Source organism: Erwinia sorbitola (assembly GCF_009738185.1).
Lineage (GTDB): Bacteria > Pseudomonadota > Gammaproteobacteria > Enterobacterales > Enterobacteriaceae > Erwinia > Erwinia sorbitola.
This window is the reverse complement of the sequence record NZ_CP046509.1, coordinates 229916-247911: the sequence shown is the minus strand read 5'-3', so window position 1 is coordinate 247911 and position 17996 is coordinate 229916. Positions and strand designations below refer to the sequence as shown.

Annotated in this window: 17 protein-coding genes; 8 read left to right on the top strand and 9 right to left on the bottom strand. The window is 54.8% G+C overall.

The annotated features are described in order from the left end of the window. Positions 1-27 precede the first annotated feature (27 nt). Positions 28-1110, top strand: a complete 1083-nt coding sequence (locus tag GN242_RS01060) for a diguanylate cyclase (RefSeq protein ID WP_154753453.1) — start codon at positions 28-30, stop codon at positions 1108-1110. On the opposite strand, the gene GN242_RS01055 is transcribed toward GN242_RS01060, so the two are convergent. The 3 genes from GN242_RS01055 to GN242_RS01045 form a co-directional block, all read right to left on the bottom strand. Continuing rightward, positions 1089-2381, bottom strand: a complete 1293-nt coding sequence (locus GN242_RS01055) for an NAD(P)/FAD-dependent oxidoreductase (protein ID WP_156286783.1) — start codon at positions 2379-2381, stop codon at positions 1089-1091. The genes GN242_RS01060 and GN242_RS01055 overlap by 22 nt on opposite strands. 21 nt (positions 2382-2402) lie before the next feature. Beyond that, positions 2403-2825, bottom strand: coding sequence for a RidA family protein (locus GN242_RS01050; protein ID WP_156286782.1), 423 nt, complete (start codon positions 2823-2825; stop codon positions 2403-2405). A gap of 65 nt (positions 2826-2890) precedes the next feature. Further along, positions 2891-4030 carry an ornithine cyclodeaminase family protein gene (locus GN242_RS01045; RefSeq protein WP_156286781.1) on the bottom strand — a complete coding sequence of 380 codons (1140 nt, stop codon included), beginning with the start codon at positions 4028-4030 and terminating at the stop codon, positions 2891-2893. 179 nt (positions 4031-4209) lie between these two features. Between GN242_RS01045 and GN242_RS01040 the strand changes: the two genes are divergently transcribed. Continuing rightward, positions 4210-5043, top strand: a complete 834-nt coding sequence (locus GN242_RS01040; RefSeq protein WP_154753449.1) for a helix-turn-helix domain-containing protein — start codon at positions 4210-4212, stop codon at positions 5041-5043. 182 nt (positions 5044-5225) lie between these two features. Next, positions 5226-6617 (top strand): APC family permease, encoded by a 1392-nt coding sequence (locus GN242_RS01035; protein ID WP_156286780.1) that lies wholly within the window; start codon positions 5226-5228, stop codon positions 6615-6617. Between the two features lie 53 nt (positions 6618-6670). On the opposite strand, the gene GN242_RS01030 is transcribed toward GN242_RS01035, so the two are convergent. Further along, positions 6671-7540, bottom strand: coding sequence for an arginase family protein (locus GN242_RS01030; RefSeq protein ID WP_156286779.1), 870 nt, complete (start codon positions 7538-7540; stop codon positions 6671-6673). 187 nt (positions 7541-7727) lie between these two features. Here GN242_RS01030 and GN242_RS01025 point away from each other — a divergent pair, with 187 nt between their 5' ends. Beyond that, complete coding sequence (locus GN242_RS01025) at positions 7728-8309, top strand: TetR/AcrR family transcriptional regulator (protein WP_156286778.1); 582 nt, start codon at positions 7728-7730, stop codon at positions 8307-8309. Positions 8310-8761: 452 nt separating this feature from the next. Then, a complete protein-coding gene (locus tag GN242_RS01020) occupies positions 8762-8992 on the top strand; it encodes a transcriptional regulator (RefSeq protein WP_154753445.1) in 231 nt (76 codons plus the stop codon). 15 nt (positions 8993-9007) lie between these two features. Here GN242_RS01020 and GN242_RS01015 read toward each other — a convergent pair whose 3' ends face one another. Further along, complete coding sequence (locus GN242_RS01015; RefSeq protein ID WP_156286777.1) at positions 9008-10192, bottom strand: BaiN/RdsA family NAD(P)/FAD-dependent oxidoreductase; 1185 nt, start codon at positions 10190-10192, stop codon at positions 9008-9010. 249 nt (positions 10193-10441) lie between these two features. On the opposite strand from GN242_RS01015, the gene pitA reads away from it, so the two are divergent. Further along, positions 10442-11941: an inorganic phosphate transporter PitA gene (gene pitA, locus GN242_RS01010; protein ID WP_154753444.1), complete on the top strand. Its 1500-nt coding sequence runs from the start codon at positions 10442-10444 to the stop codon at positions 11939-11941. 58 nt (positions 11942-11999) lie between these two features. On the opposite strand, the gene uspB is transcribed toward pitA, so the two are convergent. Next, a complete protein-coding gene (uspB, locus tag GN242_RS01005) occupies positions 12000-12335 on the bottom strand; it encodes a universal stress protein UspB (RefSeq protein WP_154753443.1) in 336 nt (111 codons plus the stop codon). A gap of 310 nt (positions 12336-12645) precedes the next feature. Between uspB and uspA the strand changes: the two genes are divergently transcribed. Continuing rightward, complete coding sequence (gene uspA / locus GN242_RS01000) at positions 12646-13083, top strand: universal stress protein UspA (RefSeq protein ID WP_154753442.1); 438 nt, start codon at positions 12646-12648, stop codon at positions 13081-13083. Between the two features lie 108 nt (positions 13084-13191). Here the strand turns inward: uspA and GN242_RS00995 are convergent, their stop codons facing one another. Then, a complete protein-coding gene (locus GN242_RS00995; protein WP_154753441.1) occupies positions 13192-13695 on the bottom strand; it encodes an RrF2 family transcriptional regulator in 504 nt (167 codons plus the stop codon). Positions 13696-13924: 229 nt separating this feature from the next. On the opposite strand from GN242_RS00995, the gene GN242_RS00990 reads away from it, so the two are divergent. Then, entirely contained in the window at positions 13925-15127 is a 1203-nt protein-coding gene (locus tag GN242_RS00990; RefSeq protein ID WP_156286776.1) for an NAD(P)/FAD-dependent oxidoreductase, read from the top strand. A gap of 69 nt (positions 15128-15196) precedes the next feature. Here the strand turns inward: GN242_RS00990 and rsmJ are convergent, their stop codons facing one another. Together rsmJ and prlC are read right to left on the bottom strand one after the other, a co-directional pair. Next, positions 15197-15946 (bottom strand): 16S rRNA (guanine(1516)-N(2))-methyltransferase RsmJ, encoded by a 750-nt coding sequence (gene rsmJ / locus GN242_RS00985; RefSeq protein WP_197094754.1) that lies wholly within the window; start codon positions 15944-15946, stop codon positions 15197-15199. A 7-nt stretch (positions 15947-15953) separates the two neighbouring features. Then, positions 15954-17996: an oligopeptidase A gene (gene prlC / locus GN242_RS00980; protein WP_156286774.1), complete on the bottom strand. Its 2043-nt coding sequence runs from the start codon at positions 17994-17996 to the stop codon at positions 15954-15956.

Below are 17996 nucleotides of genomic sequence, written 5' to 3'. Positions count from 1 at the left end.
CATCGATCGGCACAATGTCGCGCATTCATGCACTATTACTCTCCTGATGACAGACAATTAAAACAGCGCTCAATGCGCTTTATTCGTCGCATGTTCGCCATGCGGCAACTGGGTACTTTTTTGTGTTTTTTCCCCATCCTGTCGGTGCTGACAGAGTTAAATCGCGGGCTGTGGCTGGCCATTCTGCTCAGTATCAATGCCTTTATCTGGCCGATAATCGCCTGGATGCTGGCACAATCTTCCAACGATCCAACCAATACCGAGCGGCGCAATCTCACCATCGACGCCGCTTTTGGCGGGGTCTGGGTGGCGGTGATGGCCATCAGCCCGCTGCCGTCACTGATTATCATGGCGGTACTGGCCTCTGACCGCTATGCCGCCGGGGGCTGGCCGCAGTTAAAATCAGCCATCGCCGCTTTTCTGCTGGCTTTTATTCCTGCGTGGAGCGTCATCGGTATGCCGCTACAGCTCACCTTCAGCACCCGTACGGTGTGGCTGACGCTGCCGCTGGCGACCTGCTATATGCTGGTGTTAAGCGCCGTCTCCTATCAGCTAACCCTCAGCCTGCGCCGCAAAAATCGCGAGCTGGAGCGTATCTCCCTGATGGATCCCAGCCTGAAAATCCCTAATCGCCGCCTGTTCGATCGCAGGCTGGAAAGTGAGTACCTGCGCACCCAGCGGGGTGACAGCCACGCCTGGCTGTTGCTGCTGGATGTGGATAACTTTAAGCAGGTCAATGACCGTTTCGGCCATGAAGCCGGGGATTATCTGCTGGCGGAGATCTCCATGCTGCTGCGCACGGAAGTAGGCATCCGGGATATCCCCGCTCGCTTTGGGGGGGATGAACTGGGGGTGATTGTGCGCGATGCTGACAGCAACACTATTGTGATGCTCGCCGCCGCGTTAAAAGAGAAAATCTCGCAGATTCAGCTACCTGCCTCACCAGACTTCCGCTGTTCGGTGAGCATCGGTATTGCTCCGGCAGCCACCGCCGAATCCATTCACCAGTGGCTGCGCCATGCCGACCAGGCGCTTTACAGCGTTAAACGCACCGGCCGCGACGGTATCCAGCTCTGGGAGACTGAGCCTCAGAATCTCTCAAACCGATAGGGCTGCGGGTCGATAATCGGCTGAGAGCCTGACACCAGGTCGGCAGCCAGCTGCCCGGCGGCGGGCGACGTGCCAAATCCATGTCCTGAAAATCCTGTCGCCAGCGTCAGGCCCGGTATTTTCGCCACCGGCCCAATCACCGGATTGGAGTCCGGTGTCACGTCGATGGCCCCGGCCCAGGCGTCAGCAATAACCGCGTTTTTAAAAGCAGGCCAGGCAGCGATCAGATTAGTCATCGCCTCCTGGTTCAGCGCCGGGTTAACCTCGGGATCGAGAGTGCGTACCCGCTCAAACGGTGAGCGGCTGTGTGCTTTCCAGCGGCGAGCCAGCGCCAGATCTTTAAAGAAATATTTGCCTGACGAAATACGCAGGAAGCTGCGCTGACTGCGTAACTGTTGCAGATAGCGCCAACCAATCAGCAGATGATCCAGCGTCAGCGAGGCATCCAGCGCACCGCGCTGGGTAATAATAAAGCCACCATCGTGATGCTTACGGAAGGAGAAATCCGGTGCGCCCACGGCGATCTCCGTTGGCCCGTCCATCGGCGTGGTGCGCAGAACCGAGCAGATTAACGGCAATGTCGGTAGCGATATGCCATGGTTGCCGAGAAAACGCCGTGACCACAGCCCTCCGGCCAGCAGCACCTGTTCACAGCGGATCTCCCCTTTTTCCGTCACAACGCCGCTGACTTTGCCCCCCGCCAGCGACAGGCTGCGTACCGCGCAGTTTTCAACGATGGTTACACCTCTGGCAATGGCTGCTGTAGCAATCGCACTGGATGCCAGCGTCGGCTCGGCGCGACCATCAGAAGCAGTATAAATACCTCCCGCCCAGGTTTCCCTGCCGCCCGGCACCCGCGCCGCAATCTGCTGCGCACTCAGCAGCTGCGAATCCAGGCCAAGATGCTCTACGGATTTCAGCCAGTTTTCATACATCGCCATCTGTGCCAGAGTACGGCCAACAAACATGATCCCGGCCTGACGATAGCCAACATCCTGCCCGGTACGCTCCGCCATGGCGGCCCACAGGCGGTCAGAGGCGAGTGCCAGCGGAATATCGTCCGCCATACGGCTGGTTTTACGCACCCAGCCGAGGTTACGTGAGGACTGCTCACCCGCCAGGCGGCCTTTTTCCAGCAGCACCACGGGGATATTACGTTCTGCCAGCGTCAGCGCGGCCGTTAATCCAACAATACCGCCGCCAATCACTACCACGGTGGTGGCAGCGGGCAGCGTGGTATTAGTGTGAACCGGAGCAATCACAGGGGCCATAGATACCTTCTTTAGCGGGCGTTACAGCGCCACGGTGAGTTCGACGATTTCTGCGGCAGATGCGCCACGATAGGCGGTCACTTCCAGCTCCACTTTATAAACAGTGGAGCCGAGCGGCGGACAGGTCACCGTAGAAGCAGGATTGATTCCGCGAAACTTTTCGCCAATGATGGCCATCACCGTCGGCACATCCTGCGGATCCTGTATAAACACCCGCGACATCACCACATCGGCCAGCGTCGCCTGCACTGCGGCCAGCGCCTGCTCAATATTGGCGAACACCTGATGGGTCTGAGCGCTGATATCCTCCGGAATGTCTTTCGTCTGCGGATGACGCCCGGCGGTATTCGAGACATAAATCCAGTTATCTACCGCCACAATGCGCGAGTAGCTGGCTTTCTCTTCGAAAATCGATCCGGTTTTCACTTTAGTAATAACGGTCATATCTCTCTCCTTTTATTGATCTCTCAATCACTGGCATTGGCACAAGGCGGCAAAAATAACGAGGATTAAGAGAGAACGGGGGTTTCCCACAGATTCAGTTTCACGCCGATACCGCGTGCCAGCGCATTGCGGTAAACCACCGTGCCCCACGCCACATCCTCCACCGGCATCCCACCCACCGACATAATGATGATCTCATCGTCACTCTGACGGCCGGGCGCATCCCCGGCGATGATTTGGCCGATATCTTCCAGCTGCGCGTGAGTCAGTTTTCCTTCGGCGACCATATCCATAAAGCGCACGCCAATCACCGGAATGGTGTGATGTGCGGGCTTTGGCACCTCTTCGTACCAGGCGTGATACAGGCCGGTGTTGTCGAGCACTTTGCGTACGTCCGGCTGCTCCATACCCTCATCGATATTGCATAGCGCGGGCATCGCCAGGAATGCACCGGCCTTGACCCATTCGCGTTTGACCAGCGGATAGGTCGACGGATCGCCCACCTCGCCGGAGCTGCAATAAGTGACGATATCGGAACCCCTTACCACCGCTTCGAGGCTGTCGACCACTTCAATGGTGGCGATCTGCGGGAAGGTGACGGTCACCCAGGAGATAAAAGTATCCAGGCTGTGCTGTCCGCGCCCTTTGATTTTGATGGTGTCGATCTGCGGACAGACGGCAATAAACGCCGCGACGGCGGTTTTACCCATTACGCCCGGCCCCAGCAGGCCAATCACTTTAGAATCTTTACGCGCCAGATGGCGGGCGCCTACGCCAGGAACGGCACCGGTACGGTAAGCAGAGAGCAGGTTGGCCGACATATGCGCCAGCGGCGCTCCGGTATCGGCATCATTCAGCGTAAACATCAGAATTGAACGCGGCAGTCCTTTCTGGCGGTTGGCAATATTTGAGCCGTACCACTTCACCCCGGCCGTACAGAAACTGCCGCCCAGGTAGGCAGGCATCGCCATTAAACGACGATCGGCGGTTGGTTTAGGCATCGCCGGGAACGGCGAGTTTTCCGGGAAGGTGACCATCGCACCGTGTGAATCATTATTCGATCCCGCCATGCGGTAGTCGCCCTGATACAGCAGGCCAAACATCTCCTCCATCGTATCCACACAGGCGGGCATATCCGTTACCCCGGCACGAATCATGTCCTGTTCCGAAAGATAGATAAAATCAATTTTAGTTGCGTCAGACATGCCGGTTACCCCATTTAGATAAGTGAGTGACGTTGCAATCAACGTTGCGCTTCAGGTTGAAAATAGCGGGGGGCCTGGCGGGCTGTATTGAACTTTTGCGACATGATGCTGAATGGGACAACGGGATATGGCACCCGAATTGCAACGAGGGTTGGTCATCCCCGTTGCAGGAGCCGCCCATGTCAAATTTCACCGTTTTCCGTCCGCCGGTCGATATTCAGCCGCAGCAGCCCTGGTTTGTTCTCAGTGCCGCAACTCACTACTCACTGATGGCCAGCAGCCACCCGGCGATTTCTCATTTTTACAGTTTTGAAGTGTCGGAGTCGGCGAACCTGACGCTGGCAGTGCCGGACGGCTGCGTTGATATTGTTTTTGACTGCGATGCCGCACAGCCGGTGGCCAGAGTGTGCGGCACCACCCTGGAAGCGCGCAGCGCAGCACTCAACCGTAACCACCGTTATTTTGGTGTGCGCTTTGCGCCGGGAGTTATTCCGGACTTTCTTGATGTGATGGCAGAGGAGCTGACGGATCGCGAGTTTAACTTTTTCGATGTGGTGCCGGATGCACGTCAGGCCTGCGAACAGATTCTGCATACGCCGCTGTTTTCACAGCAGATAGCGCTGTTTAATCGCCACTTTATTCCACGTCTGATGCGCAAGACGTCGGCGGTGACCGCGACGATTATCCACACCATCCTGCAACAGAAAGGCAATATTCGCGTAGAGCAGCTGGAGACGTTAACCGGCTATACCTGCCGCACGATTCAGCGCCAGTTTCGCCAGGACACCGGGATGTCACCCAAGGCTTTCGGCCGTATTATGCGCTGCCAGGCGGCGCTGCACAGCCTGCATCAGCAGGGACAGATCTCATTTTCCGATATGGCGCTCGACCTCGGCTTCAGCGACCAGTCGCATTTTCTGCGCGAGTTTAAAAAGCTGATCAGCACCACCCCGCTCGACTATCAGCGCCGTACCCTGCTCGCCGCGTGGAACGACCGCATTCGTTATCATTGATAAGCAAAAGTTAGCGCATGGTTAGCGCCAGGTAGCACTAAAACAGTGCATCTGTTGCACCTTCGTACTGTCCGATTTTTACTATCCGTACCCGCCGCTGCTGATAAATGATGCCAGTCAGTACCTGGACTCGGAAGACCCTCTTCCAGAGCACAATTTCACTGTCAACTAAGGCGCTGGCGATGAGCAACTCTACCGGTTTAAGAAAAAATACCCTGGGCTTATTTTCTCTGGTCTTCTTTGTGGTGGCTGCTGCATCGCCTCTCACCGGCGTGGTCGGCGGGTTGCCGGTGGCGATGTTCACCGGTAACGGCGGCGGTATTCCCGTTATCTATATTATGGCCTGTGCCATTCTGATGCTGTTCTCGGTGGGCTATATCGCCATGAGCCGCCACGTCAGCGATGCAGGCGCATTCTATACCTACATCTCAAAAGGACTGGGCGAAAACTGGGGAGCCTCCGCCTCAGTGCTGGCCTTAATTGCCTATTTCTCCGTCCAGACGGCAGTGGTGGCGATGCTCGGCTTCTTCAGCCAGCTGTTTATTGAACAGCATCTCGGCGTGCATATCCCCTGGTGGGCATTGAGTATGCTGTGTGTGGTGCTCGCCTGGGTGCTCGGCATCCGACGCGTGGAGGTCGGCGGAAAGCTGCTGGGGGTGCTGATGCTGGCAGAAGTCGCTATTGTGCTGCTGACCGATGTGATGCTGCTAGTCAAAAAATCCGGCGATCTGAATATCAGTTCGTTTGAGCCATCGGTATTTATGCAGGGGAACCTCGGCATCGCCTTTATGTTCTCCATCGCTTCATTTATCGGCTTTGAATCGACTGCTATTTACGCGGAAGAGTGCCGCGATCCGCATAAAACCGTACCGCGCGCCACCGTCTGTGCTTTGCTGATTATCACCGCCTTCTTCTGCTTTACCAGCTGGTCGCTGGTGCAGGCATACGACATCGATAAGCTGGTAGAAATTGCGCGTAAAGACCCCGGCAACTTTGTCTTTGATATCACCCGCCAGTACGTCGGTCAGTGGGCGGTGGATACGATGTCGGTGCTGCTGATCACCAGCCTGTTTGCGGCCGCGATGGCGTTTCATAACAATATTTCACGCTATATTTTCAGCATCAGCCGTGACGGCCTGATCTGGAAAGAGCTGTGTGCCACACATCCGACCAACGGTACACCACATAAAGCCAGCCATGTTCACAGCGTACTGCTCCTGATGCTGCTGGTCGGTATGGGCAGCATCGATCTCGACCCGATGGCACAGATCTTCGCCTTTGGTTCAGCCATCGCCACCCTGTCGATTCTGGTGTTACAAGTTGGAGTTTCGGCGGCGGTGATCATGTTTTTCCGCCGGAAAGATAATCACCATAACAGCGCATGGCAGGTGTTCTGGGCACCGCTGCTCGCGCTGTCGGCAATGTCAGTCACCATCATTCTGGTGATCAATAACCTGCAACTTCTTAGCGGCAGCGACTCAAAGCTGGTGCAGCTGATCCCGTGGTTTATCGCCGTCTGTTCTGCGGCGGGCTATGCGATGTCGGTGAAGCGCGGAGCGCGGGCGGCGGCGTAAAGCCCGGTGGTGGATGGGCACATCACTCAGGATGTGCCTGCTGAACCAAACAATCAGTCACTGATTAATGGCAGACTTGCCAGCATTCTTTTCATATTAATGGCATCCCAGGGGAGATGTTCCGCAATGCCCAGCCCGACGATTGTGGAGACGTTATTCACCTGGTTGATCAGGCTAATCACGTCGTCAATTTCCAGCGTTCCTTTTCCGATACCATCAAAGGTCTTTTCATCGCTATCCGGATTCGCGAACAGTACCGACCTGAATTTTCTGAAGTTCAGCACATCCAGGTCGAAATGTACCGCCAGATGAGTGATTTTTTCATTTTCAATCCAGTCAAGAACCGGGCGACTGCCCGCTTTAATCTCATCCGGCGAACAGGTATTAATCGCGTGCTGCTGAATAAAATCGGTCTCATAAGCCGTCGGATCGTTCAGACCGGCAATCATCACTTTACCGCCTGATATTGGTCGCGTCACGGCAGCGGTTAACTCAGCATCGCCATGGCCCATTAATGCGCCCAGCACATGCGCATGAGAGTGGCTGAACTCAGCGGGCGTCATCACATCAGGGTGCGCATCGATCCAGAGAATACCCAGGCCCTGTTGATATTTTCCCGCCAGATAAGCGAACGGGGCGAGGTCGACCAGACAGTCTCCGCCTAACACCGCGATTTTATCCGGGCTGTGCAGCTGAATTGCACTCTGCGCACGCTTAAGCTGGGCGATAACCTGCCGTCGCCCGACGATGCCACCTTCATCGCTCAGAGGATTATTCTCAGGGGGCGTGACAGGAATAGAGATCACGGGACAGTTGGCCGCAGGCGCAAGCCAGGCAAGCAGTTGCGCGCCAAAGTGATAGGCCGGGTTATTTCCGCCCTGCCACTGCGGCATCACCAGCCGGATTGTTTTCAGCTTACTCATTTAGACCCTTCCTCCGTCAACATGGTCATCATCTCATCCAAAATGAATGAACGTTCATTCACAACCTACCCTGGTTGCTGCTGCCTGTCTATAGCGCCAGCTGACAGAAGGCATCCCCGCCATCGCCTGTACAACATCAGGGCCTTCAGATACCGTAGTGAATGAACGTTCATATGATGAGAATACGATGAGTACAGACAAAAGCAGCACCTGGCATCGGCTGATTAACGCTGCCGCAAAATGCTTTTCTGAAAAAGGCTTTAACGGTGCCAGTATTGGTGATATTGCCCGCCAGGCGGAAGTGAGTCAGGGCGCGATGTACACCTGGTTTAAAGGCAAATCAGCCCTTATCTCTGCAATTGTTGAAGAAGAGAAAAATACCGCCCTGCTGAACTACAGCCAGCCGTATAGCGGCTCGCCTTTTGAACGTATCTGTCAGCTGGTGAAATCCTGCATCAATGACGTCGGTTATCCGGCTGATCACCGCTTATGGGTAGAAATCATTGCCGAAGCGGCGCGCAATGATGAGGTGAAAGCCACTTTTATGGCTACCGATCTGCTGATGCGTAATGGCATTAAAACCATCATTCAGGATGGAATAGAGAAAGGCGAGTTTGACCGCCAGCTGGAGGCAGAAAGCGCGACCATTGCAATCTATGCCCTGATTGACGGGCTGATCTCACGCAAAGCGATCAACCCCGAATTTGATCTGGAGACACAGCTGCCGACGCTGGACGGCATACTGAAGTTCATTCTTAAAGCGACCTGAGCGGCACAGCCATAAAAGGGTTTTAAGCCCTTCAGGCGCTATTTCAGCGCGCTAAATAAGGAACACTAAGCTGGAGGAATGTCCTGTCAATGCGAAAGGAACAAACGATTAAATTTTCAACACTCCCTGACAGGACAGGCGCAGCGCGAGTTCACCGTATTTCTGACCGCCATTGACAAAATTTATACTGGATGTCGATGCAGATCTTTAATCAATTTCCCCCTTCTCTTTTTCGTAGTTAGTGCCACAATATAATTCATAAACATAATGCACGATTAAATAGCGTGCTATATATAAAACAGCATGACCTTTTATGATTCACCACGCTGGCAACACCGGGGAAACCTGTCAGCAACCAGATTGATAGCATGATGTCGCGCGTCAGGCGATTGCTGCATCCGTTTAACACTCGCCACTCAGGTGGCCCCTGTCCGGATTAGAAGGAAACGCCCATGGCAAACCAAACATCTCAACGCCCGGTGTCTGTCACGACAAACGTGCGTGAACTTCGCCTGGCCGCCGGCCTCTCGCAGGAGAATGCCGCCGAACGGTTTAACCTCAGTCTGCGCGTCTGGCAGACAAAAGAGGCGGCAACCAAACCAGGCCAGCTAAGTCAGATTGAATATGAATTTCTGCTGCTCCTGGCTGGCCGCCACCCGCACTTTGCCCTGACGCCACAGTAAGCAAGATGAGTCTGATTACAGCGCCTGCGCGCAAGCCCAGGCGGAACTCCACGCCCACTGAAAGTTATAACCGCCCAGCCAGCCGGTAACATCCACCACTTCGCCGATAAAATAGAGTCCCGGCACAGCCCGTGCTTCCATGGTTTTCGACGAAAGCTGAGTGGTATCAACGCCGCCCAGCGTCACTTCGGCAGTGCGGTAGCCCTCGGTGCCGTTGGGCTGGACGCGCCACTGATGCAGGGCGCTGGCAAGATCGGCCTGCTGGCGGCTGTTAAGCTGCTTCAGCGTGCATTCGGGCACCATCCCCAGCAGTTGCAGGCACTCGACCAGGCGTTTCGGCAGCAGTTTTGCCAGCGTGTTTTTCAGGCTCTGATTCGGATGGCTGTGGCGCTCCTGGTTAATAAAAGCATCAACATCCTGGCCTGGCGAGAGGTTCACGGTTACAAATTCACCCGGCTGCCAGTAGCTGGAAAGTTGCAGCACCGCAGGGCCTGAAAGCCCACGATGCGTAAACAGCAGCGCCTCTTTAAATACCGTGCCATCTTCCGCGGTCAGCACCGACGGTACCGATACGCCAGAGAGGGTTTGCAGCTGCTCCAGCAGTGGTTTATGCAGCGTAAACGGCACCAGCCCGGCGCGGGTCGGGAAGACCTTCAGGCCAAACTGTTCGGCAATTTTATAGCCAAACGGTGAGGCACCCAGCCCCGGCATCGACAGCCCGCCGCTGGCAATCACCAGCTTTTCTGCCTGCACTTCTGCGCCGTTCAGTTGCAAGGTATAGCCGCTATCATCACGGCTTACCGCCACCACTTCACTGCGCAGGCGCAGCGTCACCTGCCCCTCTTCGCACTCTTTCAGCAGCAGCTCAACGACCTGCTGGGCAGAATCATCGCAAAACAGCTGGCCCAGGGTTTTCTCATGCCAGGCAATGCCGTGACGATTGATCAGGTCAATAAAATCCCACTGGGTATAGCGCGCCAGCGCAGATTTACAAAAATGTGGATTATGCGACAGGTAGGCGGCAGGCTCGGTGTAGAGATTAGTGAAGTTGCAGCGTCCGCCGCCCGACATCAGAATTTTACGCCCGGCTTTTTTGCCGTTATCAATCAGCAGAACGCGCCGCCCCTTCTGCCCTGCCTGGGCCGCACAAAACAGGCCAGCCGCGCCCGCGCCAACTACAATAACGTCATACTTTTCCACTTCACACTCCGCGCGCCGACCTGCAAAAACGCTGATTGTAGTGAGTTGACGCCAGGGATACCAGCTTCAGACCAAATTGCAGGTCGAAACATTTTGTAACCGTTTGATTTACTGATGCTTTCACCATCAACTGTCATAACTTTGACACGTTCATGTCAAAAAAAGTCTATATTTCCCTTTGCCCGGGTGCGGTTTGTCGCTGATAATGCGCCGCGTTCATGTCCTCCAAAATGAAATGGCGTAACGCTTATGCTACATCTGTTTGCTGGTCTTGATTATCATACCGGCCTGTTACTGGTTCTTGCTCTGTTGTTTGTCTTGATCTACGAAGCAATCAATGGCTTCCACGATACGGCAAACGCGGTAGCTACCGTGATCTATACCCGTGCAATGCGCTCGCAGTTAGCGGTTGTCATGGCAGGGGTGTTTAACTTCTTTGGTGTACTGCTGGGCGGCTTAAGCGTGGCTTACGCTATCGTCCATCTGCTACCCACCGATCTGTTGTTGAATGTGGGATCGGCTCACGGGCTTGCCATGGTCTTTTCCATGCTGCTTGCCGCTATTATCTGGAACCTCGGCACCTGGTACTTTGGGTTACCGGCCTCCAGTTCTCATACCCTGATTGGTGCCATCATTGGTATCGGCCTGACCAACGCGTTGCTGACTGGCACCTCGGTGGTGGATGCGCTGAATATTCCAAAAATGATCGGTATCTTTATGTCGCTGATTATTTCACCGATTGTCGGCTTAGTCATTGCTGGCGGGCTGGTGTTTATTCTGCGCCGTTACTGGAGTGGGAATAAAAAACGTCAGCGTATTCATATGACGCCAGCTGAACGTGAAAAGATCGACGGCAAGAAAAAGCCACCGTTCTGGACGCGTATCGCGCTGATTGTCTCAGCGATTGGTGTCAGTTATTCGCACGGTGCGAACGACGGCCAGAAAGGTATCGGCCTGATTATGCTGGTACTGATCGGCGTGGCACCGGCAGGCTTTGTGGTCAATATGAACTCCAGCGGTTATGACATTGCTCGCACTCGCGATGCGGTCGACCACCTGGAAAAATATTACCAGCAGCATGCCCTCTCGCTGACGCATATCATTGAGATGACACCGCCTGCGCTGCCAACGCCGGAAGAGGTCGCTTCACAGCCCCATGAGTTCCACTGCGATGCTGCACGCGCTCTGCCTGCCATCCAGACGGTACAAGGGCTGTTAAACAACCTGTCCAGCTACGATGCGTTAAGCGTGGAGCAGCGCAGCCATCTGCGTCGTCTCCTGATGTGTATCTCAGACACCGCAGAGAAAGCCGCCAAGCTGCCGGAAACGCAGCCTGACGACAAACGCTTCCTCAACAAGCTGAAGGGTGACCTGCTCAGTACCGTTGAGTATGCCCCGGTGTGGATCATCGTCGCGGTGGCGTTAGCGCTGTCGCTGGGAACGATGGTTGGCTGGCGTCGTGTTGCCACCACCATCGGTGAGAAAATCGGTAAGAAAGGTATGACTTACGCCCAGGGGATGTCTGCACAGATGACGGCAGCAGTCTCAATTGGCGTGGCAAGTTATACCGGGATGCCGGTCTCTACCACCCATGTTCTCTCCTCCTCCGTTGCCGGTACTATGCTGGTTGACGGTGGCGGCGTGCAGGGGCGCACCATTAAGAACATCCTGCTGGCCTGGGTCTTCACCCTGCCGGTCTCGATTGTTCTTTCCGGTGTGCTGTACTGGCTGGCGCTGAAGATGATTTGATTGATAGCGACAATAAAAAAGCGGACTCCGGTCCGCTTTTTTTTGGCTGAATGCCACGTTATTGCCAGATTGCCAGCCCGACCAGGCTGATTAATACCAGTCCGCAAAGAGAACTTGTTAAGATAAATTGCCCGCGAACCCGCTGGCAACGGCGGATAAACTCGTCATCGTGATGATCCAGATAGCGCTCCGCCCAGATATAACCAATCAGCCGTACCTGCTTGCTCGGCTGCCCGTGAGACGTAAAAAATCCTGCGCCATCTACATACTGATACAGCAGCGGATCGCAGCCACGAAGCACCACCAACAGAGCTCGTAGCGAAGAGAAATAGCGCGCCATATTCACCACACAAACGACACAAAGAGCCCAGAAAAGCGCAATAGTGCTGATCATGATCCCCTCCCGGCCACTCACCACGGAATGCATAATGCGGGCAAAGCCGGATATGCCCCTCGATGGTTTCGCCAACCTTTATTTTGAGATTATTGCTGCATGCCGACTGACGCCACAAAACGTTTTTGCTGCCGTCAATTATCAGTGTAGGAGATATGTTTAAATTATTTCCAGCGATGTTTACAGCATCATATCCAAAGGGACGAAAATTCATGTTGATCGCCCTCTCAAACGCTGCCCCATGCCACAACATCTGCAAACTTTTTTCGCTATACTTCCTCTTAGCACTTACGCGAAAAGGAGTATTCAAATGGCCTATAAACACATTCTGATTGCCGTCGATCTCTCGCCGGAAAGTAAACTGCTGGTTGATAAAGCAGTTTCCATGGCGCGCCCCTACGACGCCAAAGTCTCCCTGATCCACGTTGATGTTAACTATTCAGATCTCTACACCGGTCTGATTGATGTCAACCTCGGGGATATGCAAAAACGTATTTCTGAAGAGACGCACACCGCGCTGACGGATCTCTCCAACAGCGCAGGCTATCCAATTTCGGAAACATTAAGCGGCAGCGGTGACCTCGGCCAGGTGCTGGTCGATGCCATCAAGCAGTATCAGGTAGATTTGGTGGTTTGCGGGCACCACCAGGATTTCTGGAGCAAGCTGATGTCTTCTGCACGCCAGCTAATCAACACCGTTCATATTGACATGCTGATTGTGCCGCTGCGTGACGAAGACGAAGATTAATGCTGCTAACTGAGCACGTTAATATCTGAGAATGCCTGAATATTACTGGCGTTAATGTGCCCGACTTTGCACCATTTCCGACAGGTGAAGACGGGTCGGTGCGCGCAATCAACCTTTACGCGCAGCGATCCAGTCCTGGACTTCAACGACAAATGCGTCCGGCGCTTTGCGATACATCTTTCGCGTAAGATCGAGAATAGTATGCTGGGCTAATGCCTCTTCCATACGCTGCTGCGCCATATCCATCACCGTGCGTACGCCACAAATACCTTCACAGGCCCACCCGGGCGGTTGCTGGTCAAACAGAGCAAGGCGCTGGCGAATTTCACGGCATTCAAAAATACTCTTATCGCCATCAATCGCATTGACCACATCCAGTACCGTTATATCTTCGGCAGGCTGCGCTAACTGAAAGCCGCCCCCCTTGCCTTCACTGCTTCGCACCAGCCCCGCTTTTGACAGTCGGGTAAAGATTTTAGCCAGATAATCGTAAGGGACATTTTGCAGGTCGGCAATTTCCCGGACGCTCATATCACGGGCATCACCTCTGCTATCCACCATATACATCAGGCTATGGATGCCGTACTCAACGCCAGAACTATAAAATGCCATATGCTTATCTCAGCTAAAATAAATCTGAGTTATTGTAGCTTTTTCACTATATGCATGCCAGAGCAACAGCAATACCGGATAACAGAGTAAAATATACTTTCTAATTAAATCATACAGATATAACAGGATCGCTTTTTTAACCCCCCGTTAAGCACAAAGCTCATTGCACTTTGTAACTACGATCAATACAATCCGAGTTGTTAACCACAATGGAATGAGTGATATTAAAATGCGTAAACAAATAGTGATCGTGGGAGCAGGTTTTTCTGGGATGTGGGCAGCACTCAGCGCCGCGCGGCTGGCCGATAAAAATCAACACCAGGCCGTTGATATCACATTGATTGCTCCGCAGCCCGAACTGCGCATTCGTCCACGTTTTTATGAAAAAGCCGTACGGACGCTGACTGCGCCTCTGCAACCCCTGTTTGATGCCACGGGAATTCGCTTCCTGCGCGGGACGGTTAAGAAAATTACCGCTTCGTTACAAGAAGTTAGCTGGCAAGATGACAAGGGCGAAGCCCACCGCCTGCGCTACGACCGGTTGATTATGGCCAGCGGCAGCCACGTTAACCGTTCGATGGTCTCGGGTGCGGAAAAGTATGCGTTCGACCTGGATCAGCTGGAAAGCGCAGAAGTGCTGGAACAACATCTGACAAGCCTGGCTCAACAGCCGGAGAGCGAAGCACGTAATACCGTGGTGGTCTGCGGCGGCGGCTTCACTGGAATTGAGATGGCCACCGAGCTACCAGCACGCCTGCGCGAAATCTTCGGCGAGAATGCTCAGACTAAAATCATCGTAGTTGAACGCGGCCCGCAGCCGGGATCGCGTTTCAGCGAAGCGTTGCGCGATGTGATTACCCAGGCGTCCGCTGAACTGGGCGTAGAGTGGCGGGTTAATGCAGAAGTCGAGAGCGTGGATGCCAGTGGCGTGACACTAAAAGATGGACAGATCATTACTGCACAGACCGTAATCTGGACCGTCGGCGTACAGGCGAATGATCTCACGCAGCAAATTGATGCCCCACGGGATCGCCAGGGACGTTTACAGGTCAATGAACAATTACAGGTGGTGGGCTTTGACGATATTTATGCCACCGGCGACGTTGCCCGTGCAGCCACTGACGGCAGGGGAAATTATGCGCTTATGACCTGCCAGCACGCGATTTTATTGGGTAAATTTGCCGGTAACAATGCGGCCGCCAGCCTGCTGAACGTGGAGCCACTGCCGTATCGTCAGGAAAACTATGTCACCTGTCTGGATCTCGGCGCATGGGGCGCTGTCTATACGGAAGGCTGGGATCAACAGGTAAAAGCAACCCGTGCGGAAGCGAAGAAGATCAAACAGTCAATCACCCGTGAGCTTATCTATCCGCCGAAGGCTGATAAAACCGCCGCCTTTGAGATTGCCGATCCGCTGGCACCGTTCGTCTAAAGAAACTTCCCTGCCTGGTGCTCAAGGCAGGGAAAAACGTCGCTTAACGATAAACCCGGCATACCGCTGTTATCCGGCAGGCGAGTAGATATCAAAGCGGTGGCTTTTAGTGGTCACCGCGTTTGGCGTGGCCACATTGGCAATGGGCGGCGCATAGTCCGGCCGCTTCACCACTACACGTTTCTTTGCCAGCTGGCGCGCAGGCTGAAGCAGCCCGTCGGCATCCTCATCAGGCCCCACCAGCGACTGGAACACCCGCATCTCTTTCTTGACCAGCGCGCTTTTCTGCTTATGCGGATACATGGGATCGAGATACACCACGTCAGGGGGCGGAGTGATATCCGTCAGCGCATTGAGACTCGAAGCATGCAGCAGCGTCAGACGTTCACGCAGCCACGGGCCAATCCCGGCATCCGCATAGCCACGGCGCAGGCCGTCGTCGAGCAGGGCGGCCACCACCGGATTGCGCTCCAGCATCCGCACCCGGCAGCCAATCGAGGCCAGCACAAACGCATCACGCCCCAGCCCTGCGGTGGCATCCACCACATCCGGCAGATAACCGCTTTTGATACCCACGGCTTTCGCTACCGCCTCACCCCGGCCACCGCCAAATTTACGCCGGTGCAGCATCGCTCCGGAGACAAAATCAACAAAAATGCCCCCCAGCTTTGGCTCATCACGCTTACGCAGCTCCAGATGTTGTGGAGTGAGCACCAGCGCCATCGGCGCGTTATCGTCGTGTACCAGCTGCCAGCGTTCAGCTAAAACAGATAAGGCGCCATCGCTGGCGCCCGTTTCATCTAATAAACAGATGTTCACCGCTGACTTATCCTTTGATGCCGTAATGTTCCAGCATCGCATCCAGCTGCGGCTCACGGCCACGGAAGCGACGGAACAGCTCCATCGGCTCCTCAGAACCCCCGCGCGTCAGGATATTATCAAGGAAGGATTGACCGGTTTCACGGTTGAAAATCCCTTCCTGTTTGAAACGCGAGTAGGCGTCAGCCGCCAGCACATCCGCCCAAAGATAGCTGTAATAACCTGCGGCATAACCACCGGCAAAGATATGGCTGAAGGCATGAGGGAAACGGCCCCAGGATGGGCCTGGCACCACGGCCACCTGCGCTTTGATCTCTTGCAGAATCTCCAGGATGCGTGCGCCTTTGGCCGGATCAAATTCGGCGTGCAGACGGAAATCAAACAGGCCGAACTCCAGCTGACGCAGGATAAACAGCGCCGCCTGATAGTTTTTCGCCGCCAGCATTTTTTCCAGCAGATCCTGCGGCAGCGGCTCGCCGGTTTCAAAATGACCGGAGATAAATGCCAGCGCTTCCGGCTCCCAGCACCAGTTTTCCATAAACTGGCTTGGCAGCTCGACGGCATCCCACGGCACACCGCTGATACCAGACACGCCCGGGGTTTCAATACGCGTCAGCATATGATGCAGGCCGTGACCAAACTCATGGAACAGGGTGGTCACTTCATTGTGGGTAAACAGGGCAGGCTTGCCGCTCACCGGGCGATTGAAGTTACAGGTCAGATAGGCAACCGGCTTTTGCAATGTGCCATCGGCTTTACGCATCTGGCCCACGCAGTCATCCATCCAGGCCCCACCGCGTTTGTGCTCGCGCGCATACAGGTCAAGATAGAAGCTGCCGCGCAGCTCACCGCTTTCGTCGAACAGGTCGAAGAAGCGCACATCAGGATGATAAACATCGACATCGTGACGTTCGCTGGCGGTGATGCCGTAAATACGCTTCACTACTTCGAACAGGCCATCCAGCGCACGCTGTGCCGGGAAATACGGGCGCAGCTGCTCATCGCTGATGGTGTAGAGATGCTGTTTCTGTTTTTCGCCGTAATAGGTGAGATCCCAGGGTTGCAGATCGTCCACGCCGTGCTCTTTCTGCGCAAAAGCACGCAGCTGTGCCACTTCCTGCTCTGCCTGCGGACGAGCGCGGGTGGCCAGGCCATTCAGGAAATCGATAACCTGCGCCGGGTTTTCAGCCATTTTGGTGGCCAGTGACTTCTCAGCATAAGAGGCAAAGCCCAGCAGTTGAGCCAGCTCATGACGCAGGGCCAGCTCTTCAGCCATCACTTCGCTGTTGTCCCATTTTCCGGCATTTGGCCCCTGGTCAGAGGCGCGGGTGGAGTAAGCACGATAAATCTCTTCGCGCAGCGCCTGATTATCACAATAGGTCATGACCGGCAGGTAGCTGGGAATATCCAGCGTCAGCAGCCAGCCTTCCTGACCTTTCGCTTCCGCCTGTGCTTTAGCGGCGGCCAGCGCGCTTTCCGGCATTCCGGATAGCTCTTTCTCATCGGTAATCAGCTTGCTCCAGCCCATAGTGGCATCAAGCACGTTGTTGCTGTAGGTCGAACCCAGCTCTGACAGGCGCGCGGCAATCTCACCATAGCGCTGCTGCTTCTCTTTCGACAGGCCAATACCGGAGAGTTCGAAATCACGCAGCGCGTTATCGACTGCTTTCTTCTGTGCAATATCCAGAGCCGCATAGTTGCTGCCCTCTTTCAGGTCACGATAGGCCTGATACAAGCCCTCATGCTGGCCCACCCAGGTGCTGTATTCTGACAGCAGCGGCAGCGTCTGCTCGTAGGCCTGGCGCAGTTCCGGGCTGTTCTGTACCGAGTTCAGATGGCTTACCGGCGAAAACAGGCGGCTTAAACGGTCATCCACTTCGGCCAGCGGCTGTACCAGATTATCCCAGCTGTACGGTGCCCCCTGGGCTACCGCGCGCTCTACCGCCGCACGGCAATCATCCAGCGCCTGAGTCACGGCAGGAACCACATGTTCGGGCTTAATGGCGGAGAAAGGGGGAAGCGTAAAAGAGGAGAGTAACGGATTGGTCAT